Source organism: Leeuwenhoekiella sp. LLG6367-2.1 (assembly GCF_045055775.1).
GTDB lineage: Bacteria > Bacteroidota > Bacteroidia > Flavobacteriales > Flavobacteriaceae > Leeuwenhoekiella > Leeuwenhoekiella aequorea.
Genome location: NZ_CP159331.1, coordinates 2008000 through 2027416, shown reverse-complemented (window position 1 = coordinate 2027416; position 19417 = coordinate 2008000). Strand labels below are relative to the sequence as shown.

20 protein-coding genes are annotated in these 19417 nt (G+C 36.2%); 4 read left to right on the top strand and 16 right to left on the bottom strand.

Annotated elements, in window-relative coordinates:
- Positions 1 to 35: 35 nt before the first annotated feature.
- From ABVM53_RS09210 to ABVM53_RS09190, 5 genes are read right to left on the bottom strand one after another with little or no spacing between them, the layout of a single operon-like run.
- Positions 36 to 1499, bottom strand: a complete 1464-nt coding sequence (locus ABVM53_RS09210) for a UDP-N-acetylmuramoyl-L-alanyl-D-glutamate--2,6-diaminopimelate ligase (protein ID WP_405325388.1) — start codon at positions 1497 to 1499, stop codon at positions 36 to 38.
- A complete protein-coding gene (locus ABVM53_RS09205; RefSeq protein ID WP_405325385.1) occupies positions 1496 to 3487 on the bottom strand; it encodes a penicillin-binding protein in 1992 nt (663 codons plus the stop codon). Before ABVM53_RS09205 ends, ABVM53_RS09210 begins: the two co-directional genes overlap by 4 nt.
- A 6-nt stretch (positions 3488 to 3493) precedes the next feature.
- On the bottom strand, positions 3494 to 3811 hold the full coding sequence (locus ABVM53_RS09200) for an FtsL-like putative cell division protein (protein WP_405325382.1): 318 nt from the start codon (positions 3809 to 3811) through the stop codon (positions 3494 to 3496).
- Between the two features lie 6 nt (positions 3812 to 3817).
- A complete protein-coding gene (gene rsmH / locus ABVM53_RS09195; protein ID WP_405325379.1) occupies positions 3818 to 4714 on the bottom strand; it encodes a 16S rRNA (cytosine(1402)-N(4))-methyltransferase RsmH in 897 nt (298 codons plus the stop codon).
- Positions 4701 to 5174: a division/cell wall cluster transcriptional repressor MraZ gene (locus ABVM53_RS09190; protein WP_128756484.1), complete on the bottom strand. Its 474-nt coding sequence runs from the start codon at positions 5172 to 5174 to the stop codon at positions 4701 to 4703. Before ABVM53_RS09190 ends, rsmH begins: the two co-directional genes overlap by 14 nt.
- Positions 5175 to 5426: 252 nt before the next feature.
- On the opposite strand from ABVM53_RS09190, the gene ABVM53_RS09185 reads away from it, so the two are divergent.
- Both ABVM53_RS09185 and yihA read left to right on the top strand, forming a co-directional pair.
- Positions 5427 to 6191 (top strand): alpha/beta fold hydrolase, encoded by a 765-nt coding sequence (locus tag ABVM53_RS09185; RefSeq protein WP_128756483.1) that lies wholly within the window; start codon positions 5427 to 5429, stop codon positions 6189 to 6191.
- 9 nt (positions 6192 to 6200) lie between these two features.
- On the top strand, positions 6201 to 6809 hold the full coding sequence (gene yihA, locus ABVM53_RS09180; RefSeq protein ID WP_405325374.1) for a ribosome biogenesis GTP-binding protein YihA/YsxC: 609 nt from the start codon (positions 6201 to 6203) through the stop codon (positions 6807 to 6809).
- On the opposite strand, the gene ABVM53_RS09175 is transcribed toward yihA, so the two are convergent.
- From ABVM53_RS09175 to gldB, 3 genes are read right to left on the bottom strand one after another with little or no spacing between them, the layout of a single operon-like run.
- Complete coding sequence (locus tag ABVM53_RS09175; RefSeq protein ID WP_405325371.1) at positions 6796 to 7161, bottom strand: GTPase; 366 nt, start codon at positions 7159 to 7161, stop codon at positions 6796 to 6798. The genes yihA and ABVM53_RS09175 overlap by 14 nt on opposite strands.
- 2 nt (positions 7162 to 7163) lie before the next feature.
- Entirely contained in the window at positions 7164 to 7487 is a 324-nt protein-coding gene (gldC, locus tag ABVM53_RS09170; RefSeq protein WP_128756480.1) for a gliding motility protein GldC, read from the bottom strand.
- Positions 7488 to 7496: 9 nt separating this feature from the next.
- Entirely contained in the window at positions 7497 to 8510 is a 1014-nt protein-coding gene (gene gldB, locus ABVM53_RS09165; protein ID WP_405325368.1) for a gliding motility lipoprotein GldB, read from the bottom strand.
- Positions 8511 to 8563: 53 nt separating this feature from the next.
- Between gldB and nadE the strand changes: the two genes are divergently transcribed.
- Both nadE and ABVM53_RS09155 read left to right on the top strand, forming a co-directional pair.
- On the top strand, positions 8564 to 9355 hold the full coding sequence (gene nadE / locus ABVM53_RS09160) for an NAD(+) synthase (protein WP_405325366.1): 792 nt from the start codon (positions 8564 to 8566) through the stop codon (positions 9353 to 9355).
- 97 nt (positions 9356 to 9452) lie between these two features.
- On the top strand, positions 9453 to 10091 hold the full coding sequence (locus ABVM53_RS09155) for a response regulator (RefSeq protein ID WP_405325363.1): 639 nt from the start codon (positions 9453 to 9455) through the stop codon (positions 10089 to 10091).
- Positions 10092 to 10093: 2 nt separating this feature from the next.
- Here ABVM53_RS09155 and dnaG read toward each other — a convergent pair whose 3' ends face one another.
- The 8 genes from dnaG to ABVM53_RS09115 all read right to left on the bottom strand — a co-directional run bounded on the left by dnaG (position 10094) and on the right by ABVM53_RS09115 (position 19405).
- Positions 10094 to 12049 (bottom strand): DNA primase, encoded by a 1956-nt coding sequence (dnaG, locus tag ABVM53_RS09150; RefSeq protein WP_405325360.1) that lies wholly within the window; start codon positions 12047 to 12049, stop codon positions 10094 to 10096.
- A gap of 155 nt (positions 12050 to 12204) precedes the next feature.
- Positions 12205 to 13239 (bottom strand): hypothetical protein, encoded by a 1035-nt coding sequence (locus ABVM53_RS09145; protein WP_405325357.1) that lies wholly within the window; start codon positions 13237 to 13239, stop codon positions 12205 to 12207.
- Between the two features lie 77 nt (positions 13240 to 13316).
- The gene (locus ABVM53_RS09140) at positions 13317 to 14054 is read right to left on the bottom strand and encodes a hypothetical protein (protein ID WP_405325354.1); all 738 of its coding nucleotides are present in this window, start codon (positions 14052 to 14054) and stop codon (positions 13317 to 13319) included.
- Positions 14035 to 14604, bottom strand: a complete 570-nt coding sequence (locus ABVM53_RS09135) for an RNA polymerase sigma factor (RefSeq protein ID WP_405325351.1) — start codon at positions 14602 to 14604, stop codon at positions 14035 to 14037. Before ABVM53_RS09135 ends, ABVM53_RS09140 begins: the two co-directional genes overlap by 20 nt.
- 256 nt (positions 14605 to 14860) lie before the next feature.
- Entirely contained in the window at positions 14861 to 15838 is a 978-nt protein-coding gene (locus ABVM53_RS09130) for a polyprenyl synthetase family protein (protein WP_405325348.1), read from the bottom strand.
- A 38-nt stretch (positions 15839 to 15876) separates the two neighbouring features.
- Entirely contained in the window at positions 15877 to 16920 is a 1044-nt protein-coding gene (rlmN, locus tag ABVM53_RS09125) for a 23S rRNA (adenine(2503)-C(2))-methyltransferase RlmN (protein ID WP_405325345.1), read from the bottom strand.
- 112 nt (positions 16921 to 17032) lie between these two features.
- A complete protein-coding gene (gene queA, locus ABVM53_RS09120; RefSeq protein WP_128756729.1) occupies positions 17033 to 18082 on the bottom strand; it encodes a tRNA preQ1(34) S-adenosylmethionine ribosyltransferase-isomerase QueA in 1050 nt (349 codons plus the stop codon).
- A gap of 99 nt (positions 18083 to 18181) precedes the next feature.
- The gene (locus ABVM53_RS09115; RefSeq protein ID WP_405325342.1) at positions 18182 to 19405 is read right to left on the bottom strand and encodes a 3-phosphoshikimate 1-carboxyvinyltransferase; all 1224 of its coding nucleotides are present in this window, start codon (positions 19403 to 19405) and stop codon (positions 18182 to 18184) included.
- Between the last annotated feature and the right edge of the window lie 12 nt (positions 19406 to 19417).

The window sequence follows — 19417 nt, the reverse complement described above, 5'->3', positions numbered from 1 at the left end:
TTTTAAAGTTCAATTACGCGTTTTGCGTTTTTGATTTATTTATTCAATTCGATTAATAATTCCTGCACGATTTTGTAGTCGTCAAAATCGGTACGCTTGCCCATTATTTCCTGATAGGTCTCGTGACCTTTCCCAGCAATTAGGATAATATCATTTTCTTCAGCTAGTTGACAAGCAGTCTTAATTGCTTGTTTTCTAGACGTGATCGCAAGCGTTTTCTTATAATCTAAAGGCTCAACACCCTTTTCAATTTCCTCAATTATCGTTTCAGGATTTTCACTACGTGGATTATCGCTTGTAAAAATCACTTTACTGCTTAGAGCAGCAGCTATTTTACCCATTACAGGACGTTTGGTACGATCACGATCGCCACCACAACCTACTACTGTAATAAGATTTTCATTCTTTGTGCGTATATCATTAATTGTTTCCAAAACATTTTTTAATGCATCTGGTGTATGTGCATAATCAACGATAGCAGTTATTTTTTTTGCTGAAATCAGATACTGAAATCTTCCGCTTACACTTGTTAATTCTGATAAATACTGAAGCGCCTCAATCTGGGATAATCCTAATAATTCTGAAGCTGCATAAATTGCTAAAACATTATAGGCATTAAATGAACCAATAAGCTTAACCCACACTTCCTGTTCATTCACTTTAAGTAACAATCCAGAAAACTGATTTTCTAAAATCTGAGCTCTATAATCTGCAAAGGATTTTAGAGCATAGGTAACTTTTTTTGCCTTCGTGTTTTGCAGCATAATTTGCCCATTGCGATCATCTGCATTTACAAGAGCAAAAGCCGTTTTAGGTAAATTGTCAAAAAATGATTTCTTAACATCTCTGTATTCTGAAAAACTGCTATGATAGTCTAAATGATCATGTGTAAGGTTTGTAAAAATCCCACCTGCAAAATGCAACCCTTCTGTACGCATTTGATGAATACCATGGGAGCTCACTTCCATAAAACAGTATTCTACACCCGCCTCATTCATTTCAGACAGATACTTATTTATCGTAAGCGAATCTGGTGTTGTATGTGTCGCAGGATACTCTTTGTCGGCAACCACAACTTTCACCGTTGACAATAGACCAGTTTTAAAACCTGCTTTAGTGAATAATTGATATAATAACGTCGCAATAGTAGTCTTACCATTTGTTCCGGTAATTCCTACTAACTTCAAATTTTCTGACGGCGTATTGTAATAATTAGAAGCTATTATAGCTAGAGCTCTGGCCGAATCTGAAGTCTGAACATATGTGATACCATTAACAAAATTTGACGGCATTTCTTCGCATATGATAGCAATTGCTCCTTGATCTTCAGCATTTTTTATAAACGCATGCCCGTCGCTTTGAGTACCTTTAACAGCAACAAATACATCATTAAGCCCCACTAGACGCGAATCAAATTGAACACTATTAACGGGAACATTAGGGTTTCCGGTAACAGACTCCAGCGTTACTTTATATAATATGTCTTTTAATAAAATCACGACAGCTGTAATATTATTTTTTGATTCTTACTTAATTTTTGACCCGCTTTTAAAGATTGCTCTCTAACTTTTCCGATGCCCTTATACTCCACTTGAAGCCCAAGGTTTTCTAATATCGAAATTGCATCCATCCCACTCATCCCTTTCACATTAGGAATAGTCTGTGCCTTGTTTTGCGATTTTGTATAATACCCTTCATAGTCTGAAATAACCGGCTTTGGGTTTGAATCAGCTAAGCGAACCTCATCGGCTATAGGTGTATCGCTGTATATTTTTTGTGCTATTTTTTTAAATACTGGTGCAGCTACGATATTTCCGTAGTATCCTAAACTCTTTTTTGGCTTATGAACAACCACAATACAAGAGTACTTAGGATCTTCTGCCGGAAAATAACCTGCGAAAGAAGCGATGTATTTACCTTCTTCTAACCAATACTCTGTTTGACATGTTCCGGTTTTACCGGCCATAGAAAAATCTTTTGAGTATATATTAGCCGCCGTGCCTCGCTCAACAACATTAAGCATCATCGCTTTTACTTTATCTATAGTTGTCTGAGAACAAATCGCCGGATTGATCACCTGTTTTTCAAACTTTTCTACAGAAACATCCCATTTTTTAATTTCCTTAATGAAGCGTGGCTTAACCATTTCTCCATTATTCGCAATTGCATTGTAGAATGTTAGCGTTTGTAAAGGAGTTAAAGAAACTCCGTATCCAAAGGCCATCCAGGGTAGGGTGGTACCATACCAGTTAGAATCTCCCGGATATGGGAATCGTGGAGAACCTTCACCTTTAATTTCTAATCCCAGCTTATCATTAAGCCCCATGTTATAAAGGCGCTTTAAAAAACGCTTAGGATCATCTTTATAATTTTCATTAATCATTTTGGCGAATGCGGTATTTGAAGAAAGTTCAAATGCGCGTGCTGCACTTATCTTTCCGTAACCTCCCCAATGAGAATCATAAACCGTACGGTTATAAAATTTTACCCTTCCATTTTCTGTATCAACCACATCGCTACTATCTATAACCTTATCTTCCAAGGCAGCTACCATAGACATTAGCTTAAATGTTGAGCCGGGTTCTGCAGATTCATAAATGGCATAATTACGATCCTCGTAATAACCACCATCTTCCATGCGCCCTAGATTAGATATTGCCTTTACCTCTCCGGTTTTAGTTTCCATAACTACAACACAACCGTGATCTGCTTCAAATTTTTCTAAAGACTCTAGCAATGCATGATGTGCGATATCCTGAATGTTTACATCTATTGTAGAAATAACATCATAGCCATCCTGAGGCTCTACAATATTATCATCACCTATAGGCTTCCATTGTCCTTTTGCAATGCGTTGCTTAAGTCGTTTTCCCTCCTTACCTCTTAAATACGTACCAAAAGCTCCTTCAAGACCCGCTTCACTATATCTTCCGTATTCAGTTAAACGATCATATCCTATAGTACGCTCGGCAATTTTATCTAGCGGATGCTCTCTCACCGTACGCTGCTCTGTAATTATCCCTCCTTTGTAAGGTCCTTTATTAAAAAGTGGTAATTTTTTTACTGCAAGATATTTTGAGTACCCTAGGTTTCTAGCTAATAATAAATACCGATTCTTGTTTACGCGTGCCTTACGTAGTGTACTTATATAATGCTCTACAGGCTTGCCTAACTCTGCAGACAATCCTTTTGCTAATCCTTGAACATGCTGCTCAAAATCTGATTGAGTTGGAGCCAGTGCATCAAACCGGATATCATATTTAGGTACCGATGTAGCTAATAAACTACCATCTCCAGCATATAAATTACCTCGGTTTGCAGGTATCGTAAACATACGCTCGGTTCTTGCCTCTGCAAGAGCCTTATACTTATCTCCTTCAGAAACTTGAATGTTGATAAGTTTAAACGCAACAAAAAAGGCAAAGAGAAACATTGCTCCCGCCACCAAGTACATTCTATTAAGTATGTTCTTTTCGCTTGTTGCCATTAGAACTTAAGGTTCTTTAGTTACGTTAATTTTTTTAGGCGGTGTTAATGACGGCGCCAGACCGCTCTCTGCTACTTTTCGCGTCACCACGCTTTCCATTTTAGATCTTCGCGCTTCCAAACGGGCATCTACAAACTCACTATGCAGCTCTTTAACCTCTGCACTTAAACTTGAAATCTCGTGTACTTTTCTATCTGCTCGATGCGAACTACCTATCATAATAATCGCCAGGAATGATAAAAAAATAATCATTCGCCAGTTTCTCATAGCGTCATCGCTAAAAAGAAATTTTCCTTTTAATATGTTATAAATACCTTGCTTCAAAACGACTTATACTTTTTCAGCAATACGTAATTTTGCACTACGCGCTCTATTATTTTCTTTAATTTCTGCCTTACCGGGAACGATAAGACCACCTACTTTTTTAAAAGGCACTGTAAAATTGCCAAACATATCTTTCTCAGGTTCGCCTTCAAATAAGCCATTACGTATATACCGTTTAACCAATCTATCTTCTAATGAATGATAGGAGATTAAACTAAGCCTGCCACCCGGCTTAATAATTTCTTCAGTTTGCTTGAGAAATTCTTTTAGAACTTCGATCTCTTGATTCACCTCAATACGTATCGCCTGATACACCTGGGCCAAAACTTTATTCTCCCTATTCTGCGGAAGAAAAGGTTTTAATGCAAGCTTTAAAGCTTCCGTAGTTTTTATAGCTCCCTCTTTACGCACTGAGATTAAGGTGCGTGCAATTTTAGGCGCACTTCTCAACTCACCATATTGCAACAACACTCTACTTATATCCTCTTCAGCATACTCATTAACTACGTGATAAGCAGATAATTTGTTTTTTTGATTCATCCTCATATCCAGTTCCGCATCAAATCGTGTTGAAAAACCACGTTCTGCAACATCAAACTGATGTGACGACACTCCAAAATCCCCTAAAACCCCATCTACTTGTGAAGCACCATAAAACCGCAAAAAACGCTTAGCAAACCGAAAGTTCTCGTGTATTAATGTAAATCTGGGATCGTCAATCTTATTCTCTAACGCATCTGCGTCTTGATCAAATGCAAATAACTTTCCGTTCTCACCAAGGCGATTAAGTATCTCCCGAGAATGGCCTCCTCCTCCAAATGTTACATCTACATAAATGCCGTCTGGCTTAATCGCCAAACCACTTACAGTCTCATCTAATAATACTGGATTATGATAACTCATCTATTATATCGTTTTGACCTCCCATAACATCTTCTGCTAATGCAGCAAAATCACCATCGTTGTCGCTTACTGCAACCTCGTATGCTACTAAATCCCAGATCTCAATAATGTTTCCACCAGAGGTTAAAACAATATCTTTTGAAATCGAAGCAAATGAAATCAAGTCTTTGGGAATTAATAATCTACCCGAAGCATCTGCCTCTATTAGCTTTACACCAGCTGTAAACCTTCTAATAAACTCCACATTTTTCTTAACAAAGCGATTGAGACCATTTAATTTTGCCATCATCACTTCCCACTCAGACATAGGCCACAACTCTAAACAAGAATTAAAAACAGAACGCTTTATGACAAAGCCCTCCTGCAACTCTTTTGCGAGCTGTTTTTTCAACGCAGAAGGCATCATAAGACGACCTTTAGCATCAACTTTACATTCATATGTCCCTATTAGGCTGAGCACTAATACTGTAGGTTTTAGATTTTACAATTTCAAATATAGATAATTTATTACCACAATCTCCCACAATCTACCACTTTGTTAATAAGTCTCCCCACTTGTTGACTACTCCTAAAAAGTTAAAATTGCGCTATTAGTCTGTAAGCAAACCTCTTGTTATGATTACCTGCTCTCACTTCTATAATCACGCTATTTTTAAATTTTGATTTTAGTGTAAATGTCTATATTTGTGCGAAAGCCTCTTGCCGACCAATTATGAAGCACCAATTAAAAACACAGGGAAAATTCACCTATCTAGAAGCTGGCGAAGGAACCCCTATAATTATTCTTCACGGACTAATGGGCGGGCTAAGCAATTTTGATGAAGTCACTGAACATTTTTCAAAGCTTGGCTACAAAATTGTAATTCCAGAATTGCCCTTATACTCGATGCCCCTCATTAAGACTGGGGTTAAAACATTTGCAAACTACTTAAATGAATTTATTAAGCTTAGAGGATATGAAGATCCTATCTTACTAGGTAATTCTTTAGGTGGGCATATAGGATTAATACATACAAAGCTTTATCCTGAAGCTACTAAAGCATTAGTAATTACAGGCAGTTCTGGTTTGTATGAAAGCGCGATGGGAGAGAGTTACCCTAAGCGTGGAGATTATGAATATATAAAGAAAAAAGCCGAAGATGTATTTTACGATCCTGCAGTCGCTACTAAAGAAATTGTAGATGAAGTTTACGAGACTGTAAATGATCGTAATAAACTTATTAAAACTTTAGCTATTGCAAAAAGTGCTATACGTCATAATATGGCTCAGGATTTACCACATATGACCACGCCTACTTGTATTATATGGGGCCGTAATGATAATGTTACACCGCCAGAGGTTGCAGAAGATTTTAATAAACTGCTGCCAGACTCCGATTTATTTTGGATAGATAAATGTGGTCATGCAGCAATGATGGAGCGTCCAATTGAATTTAATGAGATTCTATCTCAGTGGCTTAAAGACCGCAATTACTAAAAACAGATCATGCGAATTAAATCTGCTGAATTTCTTGTAAGCAACTCTAACGTGGCAAAATGTCCACAGAACAAAATGCCGGAGTATGCTTTTATAGGTAGGTCAAACGTAGGTAAGTCTAGCTTAATAAATATGCTTACCGATCGTAAAAATTTAGCAAAAACGTCTGGTCGTCCAGGTAAAACTCAGCTTATAAATCATTTTACGATAAATGAATCTTGGTATCTTGTAGATTTACCAGGGTATGGATATGCTCGAGTTTCTAAAAAAGCAAAAAAGGAATTTCAAAAATTCATTACCCAATATTTTGAGGAACGCGAACAATTGGTTTCTGCTTTTGTGCTTATAGACTGCAGGCACGAACCGCAACCAATTGATAGAGACTTTATGCAATATCTAGGCGAGAAACAAATTCCGTTTTCGATAATCTTTACTAAAGCAGATAAGCTTAAACCAAAAGCGCTTGAGCGTAATATAGAAAATTACAAACAAGCACTTTTAGAAGGGGTTTGGCTAGAAATGCCTAATTACTTTGTGAGTAGCGCCTCAAATAGTATAGGAAAAGAAGAAATTCTTAACTATATAGGTGCTATAAATGAACAGCTTAAAGAGCAGTAGTTCTTGCTTCAATACACTTAATTAACTCGTTTTCATCTTTTAAACCATCGAGTTCTTCTTTACTAAGAAATATTTCTAAGGCCCCATTATGCTCTTCCAAAACAATCGGATAGGTATAACGCGCTCTAGTAATCGACCCAAATTTATTTTCAAACTCATCAAGATGATGAAATTCTAAATTCAGGTTAGTGCTATCTTTAAAAACTTGCCACTCCGGTTTAATTTTGAGCACACCGTACGTGATATCGCATAAACTACAAGGATAGGTTTTAGGACTTATAACCTTATGCAAGCTGTCTAGATAGCCATTAATCTTTCCAGAATTTGCATTGTAAACAAATACGAGTTTCATTTTTATTTCTTTAGCTCTAACTTTTCAGCAAAATAATCACAGAAATCCATCATCGTCGCAGACATTTTCTCATCATCTGTTGCACGTTGAAATGTTTTTGCCATACTCACTAAAGTCTGATGAAAAAACACCTTCATTTCATCTACAGGCATATCTTTTGTCCATAAATCAATACGTGCTGCTTCTTGAGTTTTTGCATCCCAAAGAGCAAGCATTAATGCTTTTGCCGGTTCATTAGAAACACCTCCATCAGGAGCAGTCCAAGAAATTTTTTCAGGTACACGGTTTGCGTCTAATTCTACGTTTATTTTTATTTCAGTTTTCATAAACTGGGTTTAATTACGGGGTTTATAATTTGCTTTTTCAAAGATTTCATCAGTGCTTTTTTCAGGAAGCATTTGCAGCGGAACATTTGTACGCTCCATGTAACGCTTCACAATTTGCCAGCCTATATATCTGCCTAAGCGAGGCGGACTATCATTATCAAAATCTAAATAAAATTTAGAAAATGGAGCAGGATTTATAAAGCGGCTTAACAATTTACTATCTGTCTCAAACAGTAATTTGTTCTCTACAAAATACTTCCAGATATCAACTTCATTTGCCACTGCCCATTCATATTGATCTGTCGTATAATCCAAAACTTCGCTTTTCGGCTTTAGAGTCAGTAAAGCTTCCATCATATAGAGTCGCTTACCGTGATAAATCATTTCATCTAAAAATCTTCTATTTCCTTTATGAGCAATCAATTTTGACACAAAAGCCTCTGCCACATCTACATCTATCTGCTCTCTTCTAAAATTTTGTGTATAAAACCGCTGTATACCATCATAAAAAGGATGTTCTGGTCCTAAATAATTATCCAGACCAATTAATAGTAAGCTGTCAGTTAACACAACTGGCATTTTATAGGAAACATCTGAAGTAATGGTAACAACTCTTGGCTCCTCAAACTTTGGGTAATAGTATTTAATATGTTTGAATACATTTTCCAAATCACTCGTAGTTTCCTTAAAATCAGGAAATGCTTTAGCCACCTCTGTATTTAATTCGAGCTGAATGGTATCTTTTATTTTTGAAACCCAAAACGCATCTGGATATTCTGAAGGAAACAAATAGGGATATTCGTTTATTAATTGTGGTAAGTGCGCAGAGTCTATACGTGCAAATTTTTTATCAAATCTATCAACCTTTACTTCAATTGCAATTTTAGAAATATCTTCAGGTAATTTTGCATCATTCTTACAAGCCGTTATAAAAAATAAAGAAACCCCTAAAAAAATATTAAATAGGCTAAGTATAGACCTGCCTGCTACTTCAGACTTTCTTAAATTTAGTAAATTCACCATAACAAAAAATTGCGCCGCAAAGGTAGTATTTACATCTAATTAATTTGTTCTATATGCAAACTGAAAAAGTTATTGATCACATCGTAAACTGGTTAAAAAATTATGCAATTAATGCTAATATAAATGGTTTTGTTGTAGGTATTAGTGGTGGCATAGACAGTGCTGTTACCTCTGCACTTTGCGCCAGAACGGGTTTACGCACTTTATGTGTAGAAATGCCTATTCATCAACCTCCTGCACACGTAACACGTGGTAAAGAGCACATAGCCAATTTAAAAAAACAGTTTGCAAATGTGAGTGATGTAAATACAGATCTTACTGAAACTTTTGAGGTCTTTAAAGCCGCTTTACCTGAAATATCTGCTAGTCCGGAGTTACAACTTAGTCTAGCAAATACCAGAGCGAGATTACGTATGAGTACATTATATTATTTTGCAGGAATTCATAAATATCTGGTTGCTGGTACAGGGAATAAAGTAGAAGATTTTGGGGTAGGATTTTATACTAAATATGGAGATGGTGGTGTTGATTTGAGTCCTATTGCAGATTTAATGAAAAGCGAAGTATATGCTTTGGCCAAAGTTTTAGGAGTGCCAGAAAGTATTCAGGTGGCTAAACCTACAGATGGTTTATGGCAAGATGATCGAAGCGATGAAGATCAAATAGGAGCAAGTTACGATGAGCTAGAATGGGCAATGAAGGAAGATGAAAAAGGTAGTACGGCTTCTGATTTTGACGGTCGCAAAAAAACCGTATTTGAAATTTATAAACGCTATAATAACGCAAATAAACATAAGATGGAAGCTATTCCGGTTTGTGAGATCCCGATGAATTTGAAGGAATAATGACTTTAATCCTGTAAATTTATTCTTACACCGAAAAGCATTTGTAGTTTACACTAATGATGCTACTTTAGCCGTTCTAGAAGAATAATCCCATCTTATGATTACAATCACAATAGCAGATCACCATCCAGTAATTACTGATGGTTTATCGCACATACTACGCAATACAGATCACGAAATACTGGATGTTATTGTTGACGGTAATGATTTAAAAGCTTCATTAGAAAACCAAGTACCAGATCTTGTAGTAATGGAAATTGATCTTCCTAATCTACAAGGATTATCTGCTATTAAAGAATTGCGACGTAATTTTCCTGGATTAAAAATTATGATTTTCAGTACGCACCCGGAGGAGATGTATGCTCTAAGTGCAATTAAGGCCGGTGCGATGGGGTATGTGGGTAAAACGGTAGATTCTGCCACTGTACTCAAAGCATTAATACAAGTTGCACGAGGAGGCATTTATCTAAACAATGCCTTGGTAGAAATGCTATCTAATACAGATCCTTCCAAGAATAATTCACTCGCATACCGTTATAAAAAGCTATCTACTAGAGAAACCGAAGTGCTTAATATGCTTTCTTCAGGAAAACGAAATAAGGATATAGCTGAGTCATTAGACATTAATGAAAAAACAGTTAGCACGTATAAAACGAGATTACTTAAAAAATTAGATGCTGGTAGTCTCGCCGAACTTATTCAACAAGCGCGATTATTGCAAACTTCAGATTTGTAGCACTAGACTACCCTATTTAATTTTAAGGCAATAAATTTATTCAGCTCTTGATAATCTTTGATATCCATTAGTACTTCCATAGAAGAATTCTCGGGTACCTTTATTACTTCAGCAAGTTGTTCTATCTTTTGTGAAACGTAAAAACGACGTAGATAAAGCACTGTTTGCGACACTACTTGAGCAATAGTATCTTTTTTAAGTTTGACATAAATTTCTTGAGTATCCCACCTATGTAAAACGTACTTATCTTCATTTAAAATTATATCTGAAATAAGTGCTCCTTCTTCAGGACTTACAGTATTTATGAAAACATCAATCTTAAACTTATCACGTTGCTGCGTTAGTGCATCAATTAATTTTAAGTATAAATTCCTGAATTGCTCATTAGCAAACTCGGTTTCATCTTCCTGAAGATCTAGATAAATCTTCTCATATACATCAAGCTCAAAAATGATAGGTTCTTCGACAGGATCACCGTCTTCATTCTCTTTAACAATAACATCGTCAAACTTGATTTTCTGATTTCCATAGAGCAACAAAAGTTCAATAAGCTTATGCTCTAATACAAATTGGCGATCAACTTTTTCTGTCTTTTTCTTTTCTACAACCTGCATTTGACCAGCAGCAGGTTTAGTAGTTGCCGGTATATTTTTTTGCCCTTTATTTAAAATTTGAGCTAGTGTATTAAAAAGGACTGCCTCCTTAATATCCATTATACGCGCACATTCTTGTATATAGATTTCCCGCTTAATTACATCTGGAATTTTACCGATGCTCTCAACCATATCTCTTACGAGCCCAGCCTTTTTAATAGGATCTCCCTGTGCCTCCTGCATAAGAAGAGAAGCCTTATACTGAATAAAGTCTTTAGCATTTTCCTTTAAAAAATCCTGAACTTCAGTTAATGTATTTTTTCGTGAAAAGCTATCGGGGTCTTCTCCCTCGGGAAAACTGCATACTTTCACGTTCATTCCCTGCTCGAGAATCAAATCAATACCACGCAAGGACGCACGCTGCCCGGCAGCATCTCCATCAAATAAAACTGTTATATTAGGAGTGAGACGATTTATCAAGCGTATCTGCTCTGGCGTAAGTGCAGTCCCTGAAGAAGAAACTACATTCTCAATTCCTAACTGATGCATCTGAATTACATCGGTATAACCCTCAACTAAATAACAATTATCCTCTTTAGCAATCGCTTGTTTTGCGTGGTAAATACCATAAAGCACCTTGGACTTGTGATAAATATCACTCTCCGGACTATTTAAATATTTGGCCGCCTTTTTATCATTAGTTAAGATACGCCCTCCAAAACCTAATATCCTTCCACTTAATGATTGTATAGGAAACATCACGCGCCCCTTAAAACGATCAAATTGCTTTTCGTCTTTAACTATAGACAATCCGGTTTTTTCGAGATATTCTAGTTTATAGCCTTTACGTATAGCTTCACTGGTAAACGCATCCCAGGTATCTGGGGAATATCCCAATTGAAATTTCTCAATAGTTTCTGAAGTAAAACCGCGCTCTTTAAAATAGGTAAAACCTATAGCCTTACCCGCTTCAGAATTTAGGAGTGTATTGTGAAAGTAGTCTTTAGCATATTCAGAAACCACGTACATGCTTTCGCGTTCATCGGCTTGCTCCTTTTGCTCGTCTGTTTGTTCGGTTTCTTCAATTTCAATATTATACTTCTTAGCCAGATATTTTATTGCTTCAGGATACGTAAAATGCTCATGCTCCATTAAAAAAGCCACAGCATTCCCTCCTTTTCCACTAGAAAAATCCTTCCAAATTTGTTTGACCGGAGAGACCATAAAACTCGGAGAGCGTTCATCTGTAAACGGACTTAAACCTTTGAAGTTACTTCCAGACTTTTTAAGATTTACAAAATCACCTATCACCTCCTCGACACGAGCAGTTTCAAATACATTATCTATGGTAGTTTTTGAAATCAAGGCAGCTAATCTATATTAAGTTTTCCTTTTTGTATCGAATTAAAGAAGACTGCAAAATTAAGTTTTAGACCTGAAAAATGGACTGTATATGCTAGATAAAAAAAATGGTATTGAGCATACAGGTTCAATACCATTTTTAGAAGGTTTTGTAGGTACTAATCCATATCAAATCGTAATCCTACAGAAATATTGCGCTGCTCTACCGGGTTGTTTTTAAATATAGTGTTCAGATCGTATTTTACATAGAGCGCTGTATCACCAAATGCAACATAACTACTCAATCCATATATAAAATTATTTGTATTGAAATTTTGCTTAAACTTATCTTTGCGATCCTCTCCATTTTCTTCGTACTTGAGTTTCTGTATAGTAAGTAAATTAAAGCCCGCATAACCACCTAAACCAAGTTTGAATTTATTTTTTGTTGAATATCTAAAATAATTATCCCCTTCATTCTTAGTTGAAGAACCTATTTCAAAGTGAACAGGAAAGACTAAGTTGTCCATTCTAAATTTTGACTTATCTAAATTCAAAGGATAGGTTTCTAACACCGTCTGATCACCCTGCTCGACCAAATACTGATTATCATCAATCTTCAAACCATTAAACTGAAAACTAAAACCATATTTTAAACGTAAAAAATTAGAGTTTTCAAAAACGCGAGTTTTCCATGCATAACCCAATTCAAAGAAACGACTACCTCCTATTTTATATGGAGAATCGTTCAAACCCTGACCATCAATGATTGCATTATTTAATCCTATAGCCAGCACAATGTCTGATGTGGTACGACGATCGTAAACCACCTCTCTTTCAGCTTGACCTATACGCAACTTATTCTTACCTATAAATATCCCAAAGACACTCTCATCGTCTTCATCTCCAGCATTACGCTCTAATAAATCTATCTGACTTTCAATTATTGTGAGTTTATCTTCTATGTTGCGTGCGTGTTTTTTTGCCGCTTCTTTCTTCAAGTCGCTAGCTTGTTCTGCAGTAATTTCATTAGCGGTTAAACGTTTATTAATCGCAAGAACTTCCAGCTTTAAAGCTTCTTTCTCTTGATTTACTATTTCTTCTTTTTTAACTTGAAATTGTTTAACAGACTCAACTTGTTCTTCAGTTTGAGCATTAATTGTGTTCGGCAGAAAACTTAAGCCAATAATAAAAAGTAAAATTAAAGTTCTCATAATTTGTGATTTAGTTTCAGGTCACCGCTCTCCGTCTGTGACGGAGATGGGCTACCCAAAGATTGATGAATGAATATTTAGTTATTTCGAGAAACGACAGCTTCTCTGGCTTTCACAAAGCCTTCTTTAAGTGCTTCAAAAATGCGGTCTCTAAAGGAGGGATCCAACTCTTCCTCAACCTCATAAAGCAATGCCTGTGCACTTACCTCTTGCTGAGCATTCTTGAATAATTTTTCAGTGATAATCTCACGCTGTGCATCTCGCAAAAGCTTATCGATTTCTGCATCAGAATAGGCAACACCAGTATTTTCTTGCTGTTCAACTTTTAATAGTAGATTGTCTACTTCTGTATTTATAAGATTTTTAACCGGTTCCTCTAATGGTGCTATTTTCTTTGTTTTCTCGGTGGCCGCAAACATCTGAGTTGGCTTTTTAGTAATGACTGATTTTTCTTCAATCTTCTGTTCATCTACTAGTACATCTTCAGGACTAGAATTCAATTCAAGCTCTTTATCAGGCACATTTACCTCTTCAATTGCGTCTGTTATCTGTTCCTGTGTTTTGATTTCTTCAACAGGATTAACAACGATCTGCTGATTCTCTGGTAAATCAGTATTTAGAAAAAACATTCCGGCAATTACTAGTATTCCTATAAAACTAGCCGCAATAAAAAACCACCCAAAACCCTTTTTTTCTTTACGCGCTGCGGAAGCATCGAGCTCACTTTCTATTTGCTCCCAAGCACTAGGTGACGGATTAATCTCTCGTTTCTCAAGCTTTTCACGTATGTTCTCTTCAAATTTCATCGGTGCCATAGAGATATGAATTAGATTCTTTTAACTTAAACTGAAGCAATTTTCTAGCTTTAAACAATTGACTTTTAGAAGTACTTTCTGAGATCTCCAATAACTTTGCTATCTCTTGATGCTTATAACCTTCTACTGCATACATTACAAATACGGCGCGATAGCCTTCAGGTAATTCATCTATCAATGCTTGAATATGCTCAACTTCTAAATCACTGTCTTGCGGACTATAACTTGCATCAGAAAAATCTTCATTTAAATCGGTAAATGTGATTTTTTCTTCTTTTCGTAAATAAGAGATAGATTCATTAACCATAATTCGCCGTATCCACCCCTCAAAACTACCTTCATCTCTAAAGGATTTTAGATTTTTAAAAACCTTTAAAAATCCGTTGCACATCGCCTCTTCTGCTTGCATAACATCTTTTAAATACCTTCTGCATACGCTAAGCATTTTAGGTGCGTGCAGATTATAAAGTGCGCGCTGTGCATCACGATTTCCGTTAGCGGCTTTCTTTATAAGCTGTTTTTCGTTATTAAAAAATGAAATGACTTTCACAAAAGATGGTTTAAAACTGCCTTCACTTACATAGACGCAAGATTTTCTCAAATGGTTGCCTGAGCATTAAAAAAAATAAATTAAATTTTTAAATAGCTCATTATCAACATCCAAATATTTAGAAAAAGATGGAAGCATCCTGAAAAAATAAAAATAGTTATTAGAACTGAAGAAATAAGGAACCCAAGAGTTTAAAACATTAAGTGTGTGCTAAAACCTATGTTCCTAGAGAAAGAAAGTGAACTATAGGTAGAATTTACTTTTTACGTTCAATAACGTAATTCACCATAAGTACCAGTGAGTCTTTGTATTTAGATTCTGGATATTTATTTAATAAACCTAGAGCCTCCTGTTGCAGAGAAACCATCTTATTAACAGCGTAATCCAGTCCGCCAGATTTTTTCACATAATCGATAACCTCATTAACGCGCTGTTTATCTTTATTGTGATTTTTAACAGAGTTAATGAGCCATTTGCGCTGTTTCTTGTCACTATTATTAACCGCATAAATAAGTGGAAGAGTCATTTTTTGCTCTTTAATATCTATACCTGTAGGCTTTCCTATTTTTTGAGTTCCGTAATCAAAAAGGTCATCTTTAATTTGAAAAGCGAGCCCTATAAGCTCCCCAAACTTGCGCATATTCTCAATATCTTTTTTACCGGCGTGAACAGCACTTGCTCCCATAGCACAACAAGCCGCTATTAAAGTAGCAGTTTTTTGACGTATGATTTCAAAATAAATTTCTTCGGTTATATCAAGATTGCGGGCTTTTTCAATTTGAAGCAGTTCGCCTTCACTCATCTCTCTTACTGCTACCGAAATAATCTGAAGCAAATCAAAATCCTCGTTATCAATAGAAAGTAGCAACCCTTTAGATAGCAAAAAATCACCCACTAGAACGGCAATTTTATTTTTCCAGAGTGCATTAAGACTAAAAAAACCACGGCGGCGATAACTGTCGTCAACCACATCATCGTGAACTAAAGTAGCGGTATGTATTAGCTCTATTACAGAAGCACCTCTATAAGTCCTATCATTTAAGCGCTCGTCTCCTAACATTTTTGCAACCAGAAAAACAAACATAGGTCGCATCTGTTTTCCTTTTCGGTTTACAATATAGTGGGTGATTCTATTAAGTAAAGGAACTTTAGACTTCATCGAAAGCGAAAACTTTTGCTCAAAGAGTTCCATCTCATGAGCTATAGGCTGCTTAATTTGTTCGACTACTTTCAATTTAGAAGATCTGCTATTAAATTATAGTGTTTATGCGATTACGCATTCTTATTTGCTAATTGACCACAAGCGGCATCTATATCTTTTCCGCGTGAGCGACGTACAGTTACCGTAATTCCTCGTGCTTCGAGCTTGGCTACATATCTATCTATAGCTTCTGGATCTGCCTGTTGAAACTGACCATCATCTATAGGATTGTATTCTATCAAATTTACTTTACTTGGTACAGCTAAACAAAAATCTATTAATGCCTCGATATCGCGATCCCGATCATTAATACCACGCCAGACAACATACTCGTATGTAATAAATTTTTTAGTTTTTATATACCAGTACTGAAGTGCTTCTTTAAGCTCTATAAGTGGCATTTGCTCATTAAATGGCATAATCTCAGTACGTACCTCATCAAGTGCTGAATGTAAGGATACAGCCAGATTAAATTTTACGGCATCATCTGCCATTTTCCTAATTATTTTAGGCACTCCCGAAGTAGAAACTGTAATACGTTTAGGGGACATCCCCAAACCATCTGGAGCTGTAATTTTTTCTATAGATTTTATTACATTATTGTAATTCATCAAAGGCTCTCCCATACCCATAAATACAATATTAGATAAAGGCCTGTCAAAATATAATCGGCTTTGCTGATCTATCGCTACCACCTGATCAAAAATTTCATCAGGATTAAGATTACGCATACGCTTTAAGCGGGCCGTTGCACAAAATTTACAGTTAAGACTACAACCCACTTGTGAAGAAACACAAGCAGTTGTTCTACTCGCTGTAGGAATTAATACAGATTCTACTGTAAGATCATCGTGCAGCTTCACAGCATTTTTTATAGTGCCATCTTTGCTACGTTGCATTTGATCAACCTTAATATGATTGATAACAAAGTGAGTATCAAGAAAGGTTCTGGTTTCTTTTGAAAGGTTGGTCATATCATCAAATGAATGCGCTCCTTTACTCCACAACCATTCATAAACCTGATTACCTCTAAAAGCTTTTTCGCCCTGAGTTACAAAATATTCCCGCAGTTGATCACGGGTTAATGCTCGTATATCTTTTTTAGTTTGTATCACGCTGTAAAGTTACCAATTAACACGTTGCTTTCTATATACAATGTCTTAAGTTTTATACTAAAAAAATCCCCGACATAGCCGGGGATTTTAAAAATTATAATAAATGATTCGATTAGATAATCAACATCGCATCACCGTAAGTATAAAACTTGTATTTTTCTTTTACTGCTTCTTCATAAGCTTGCTTCATAAAATCGTGCCCTGCAAATGCAGAAACCATCATCATCAAAGTAGACTTAGGCGTATGGAAATTAGTTACCATACAGTTTGCAATACTAAAGTCATAAGGAGGGAAGATAAATTTATTTGTCCATCCACCAAATTCATTTAAAGTATGGTTAGAGCTCACCGCACTTTCTAGAGTACGCATAACGGTAGTACCTACCGCACAAATCTTGCGCTTCTCGCTAATTGCCTTATTAATAATAGATACTGCTTCTGGCTTAATATAAGCTTCTTCACTATCCATTTTGTGCTTAGAAAGATCTTCAACTTCAACAGCACTAAACGTTCCTAGACCTACGTGCAAGGTAACCTCTGCAAAATCAAGCCCTTTAATTTCAAGACGCTTTAATAAGTGCTTACTAAAATGTAAACCTGCAGTAGGAGCTGCAACAGCACCTTCTTCTTTTGCAAAAATAGTCTGGTAACGCTCTGCATCTTCTGGCTCTACCTCTCTTTTGATATATTTAGGAAGTGGCGTTTCTCCTAATTCTGTCAATTTATTTCTAAATTCCTGGTACGAACCATCGTATAAGAAACGTAAAGTTCTACCTCTAGAAGTCGTATTGTCAATTACTTCAGCAACCAGACTTTCATCATCACCAAAATAAAGCTTATTCCCAATACGTATCTTACGTGCAGGATCTACTAGCACATCCCACAAACGAGTTTCAGAATTAAGTTCTCTCAACAAGAAAACCTCGATACGCGCTCCTGTTTTTTCTTTATTTCCATAGAGACGTGCCGGGAAAACCTTTGTATTGTTAAGAACCATAATATCATTAGGTTCAAAATAATCTATTATATCTTTAAAAAGCTTGTGCTCAATAGTCTTAGTTTTTCGATTAAGAACCATCAAGCGTGCCTCATCCCTATTTTCTGCAGGATATTCAGCCAATAGCTCATTAGGCAAATCAAAATTAAAATGCGAAAGTTTCATTCCCATGGGATGTCTTTTTTAGGTATTTAAAATAGCGTGCAAATATACAACCTCAAGGTAGGGGTTGTCAAGTAAATCGGGGTTTAATTTAATAGTATACTAAAGTTGCTCCGTTTTAAAGCCCAAGCCTCTAAAATCAGCCCAAAAATCGGGATATGATTTGTTTACAACCTCTGCATCTTCAAAAATAATTGGCACTTTTAGAGCCAAAGGTGCAAAAGCCATCGCCATTCTGTGATCTTGATAGGTTTTAATCGTGATATTTTCGTTACAAGTTCCACCTTCTTTTAGATGAAGTGATTTATCTGTAACTGTTATAGTAGCTCCTAATTTTGTCAATTCATTTTTTAACGCTTCCAAGCGATCTGTTTCTTTAATCTTGAGCGTATGCAGACCGGTTAAATCACAAGCGACACCTAAACCAAAACATGTTACTGCAATTGTCTGGGCAATGTCTGGGCAATTTGCCAAATCAAAAGATACACGTCGGGGCTTTGATTCTACTTCCTTTTTCAACACAATTGTATTTTCAAGAAATGTAGTCTGTACCCCCAATTTATCATAGAGTTCTGCCAATACTGCATCACCTTGCAAACTCTCCTTTTTGTAGCTAGACAAATTGAGTTTTGCGGTTTTAGATAGTGCTACTAAACTGTAATAGTAAGAAACACTACTCCAGTCAGACTCTACAGTCATCTCTGATATCGAGACATTTTTTGCAGGATCTATTTTTATGAGTTGGTTCTCAAAACTACTCACAATACCCAGTTGCGTTAATAGCGAACGGGTCATTTCGATATAAGGCACCGAAGTAATATTACCTAGGAGATTAATCTCAAGACCATTTTCTAAAGAAGCACCTATCATCATAAGTGCAGAAATATATTGACTACTCACATTCGCTGCCAGAGAAACCGTGTTTTTGGTTAACTTTTTCCCTTTTATTAAAAGCGGGGCATAACCTTCTGTTTCAGTGTAGGTAATATCTGCTCCAAGCGTTCTAAGCGCATCAACTAGAAGACCAATGGGCCGTTCCTTCATTCGATTACTACCTGTAAGCAGTGTTTCACGCCCTTCGTAAGCTGCAAAATATGCTGTAAGAAAGCGCATTGCAGTTCCTGCGTGATGAATATCTACCACACGTTGGGTTGATGCCAGTGCTCTTTGCATCACATCACTATCATCGCTATTTGAAAGATTGTTTATTTCAAAATTTCCGAAAAGTGCTTGAAGTAATAAAAGCCTGTTGCTTTCACTCTTTGAACCGGTAATACGCACATCTCCTGATAAATGAGGTGTTTTCTGTTGTAGTTTAAGTATCAAAATGTAATATAT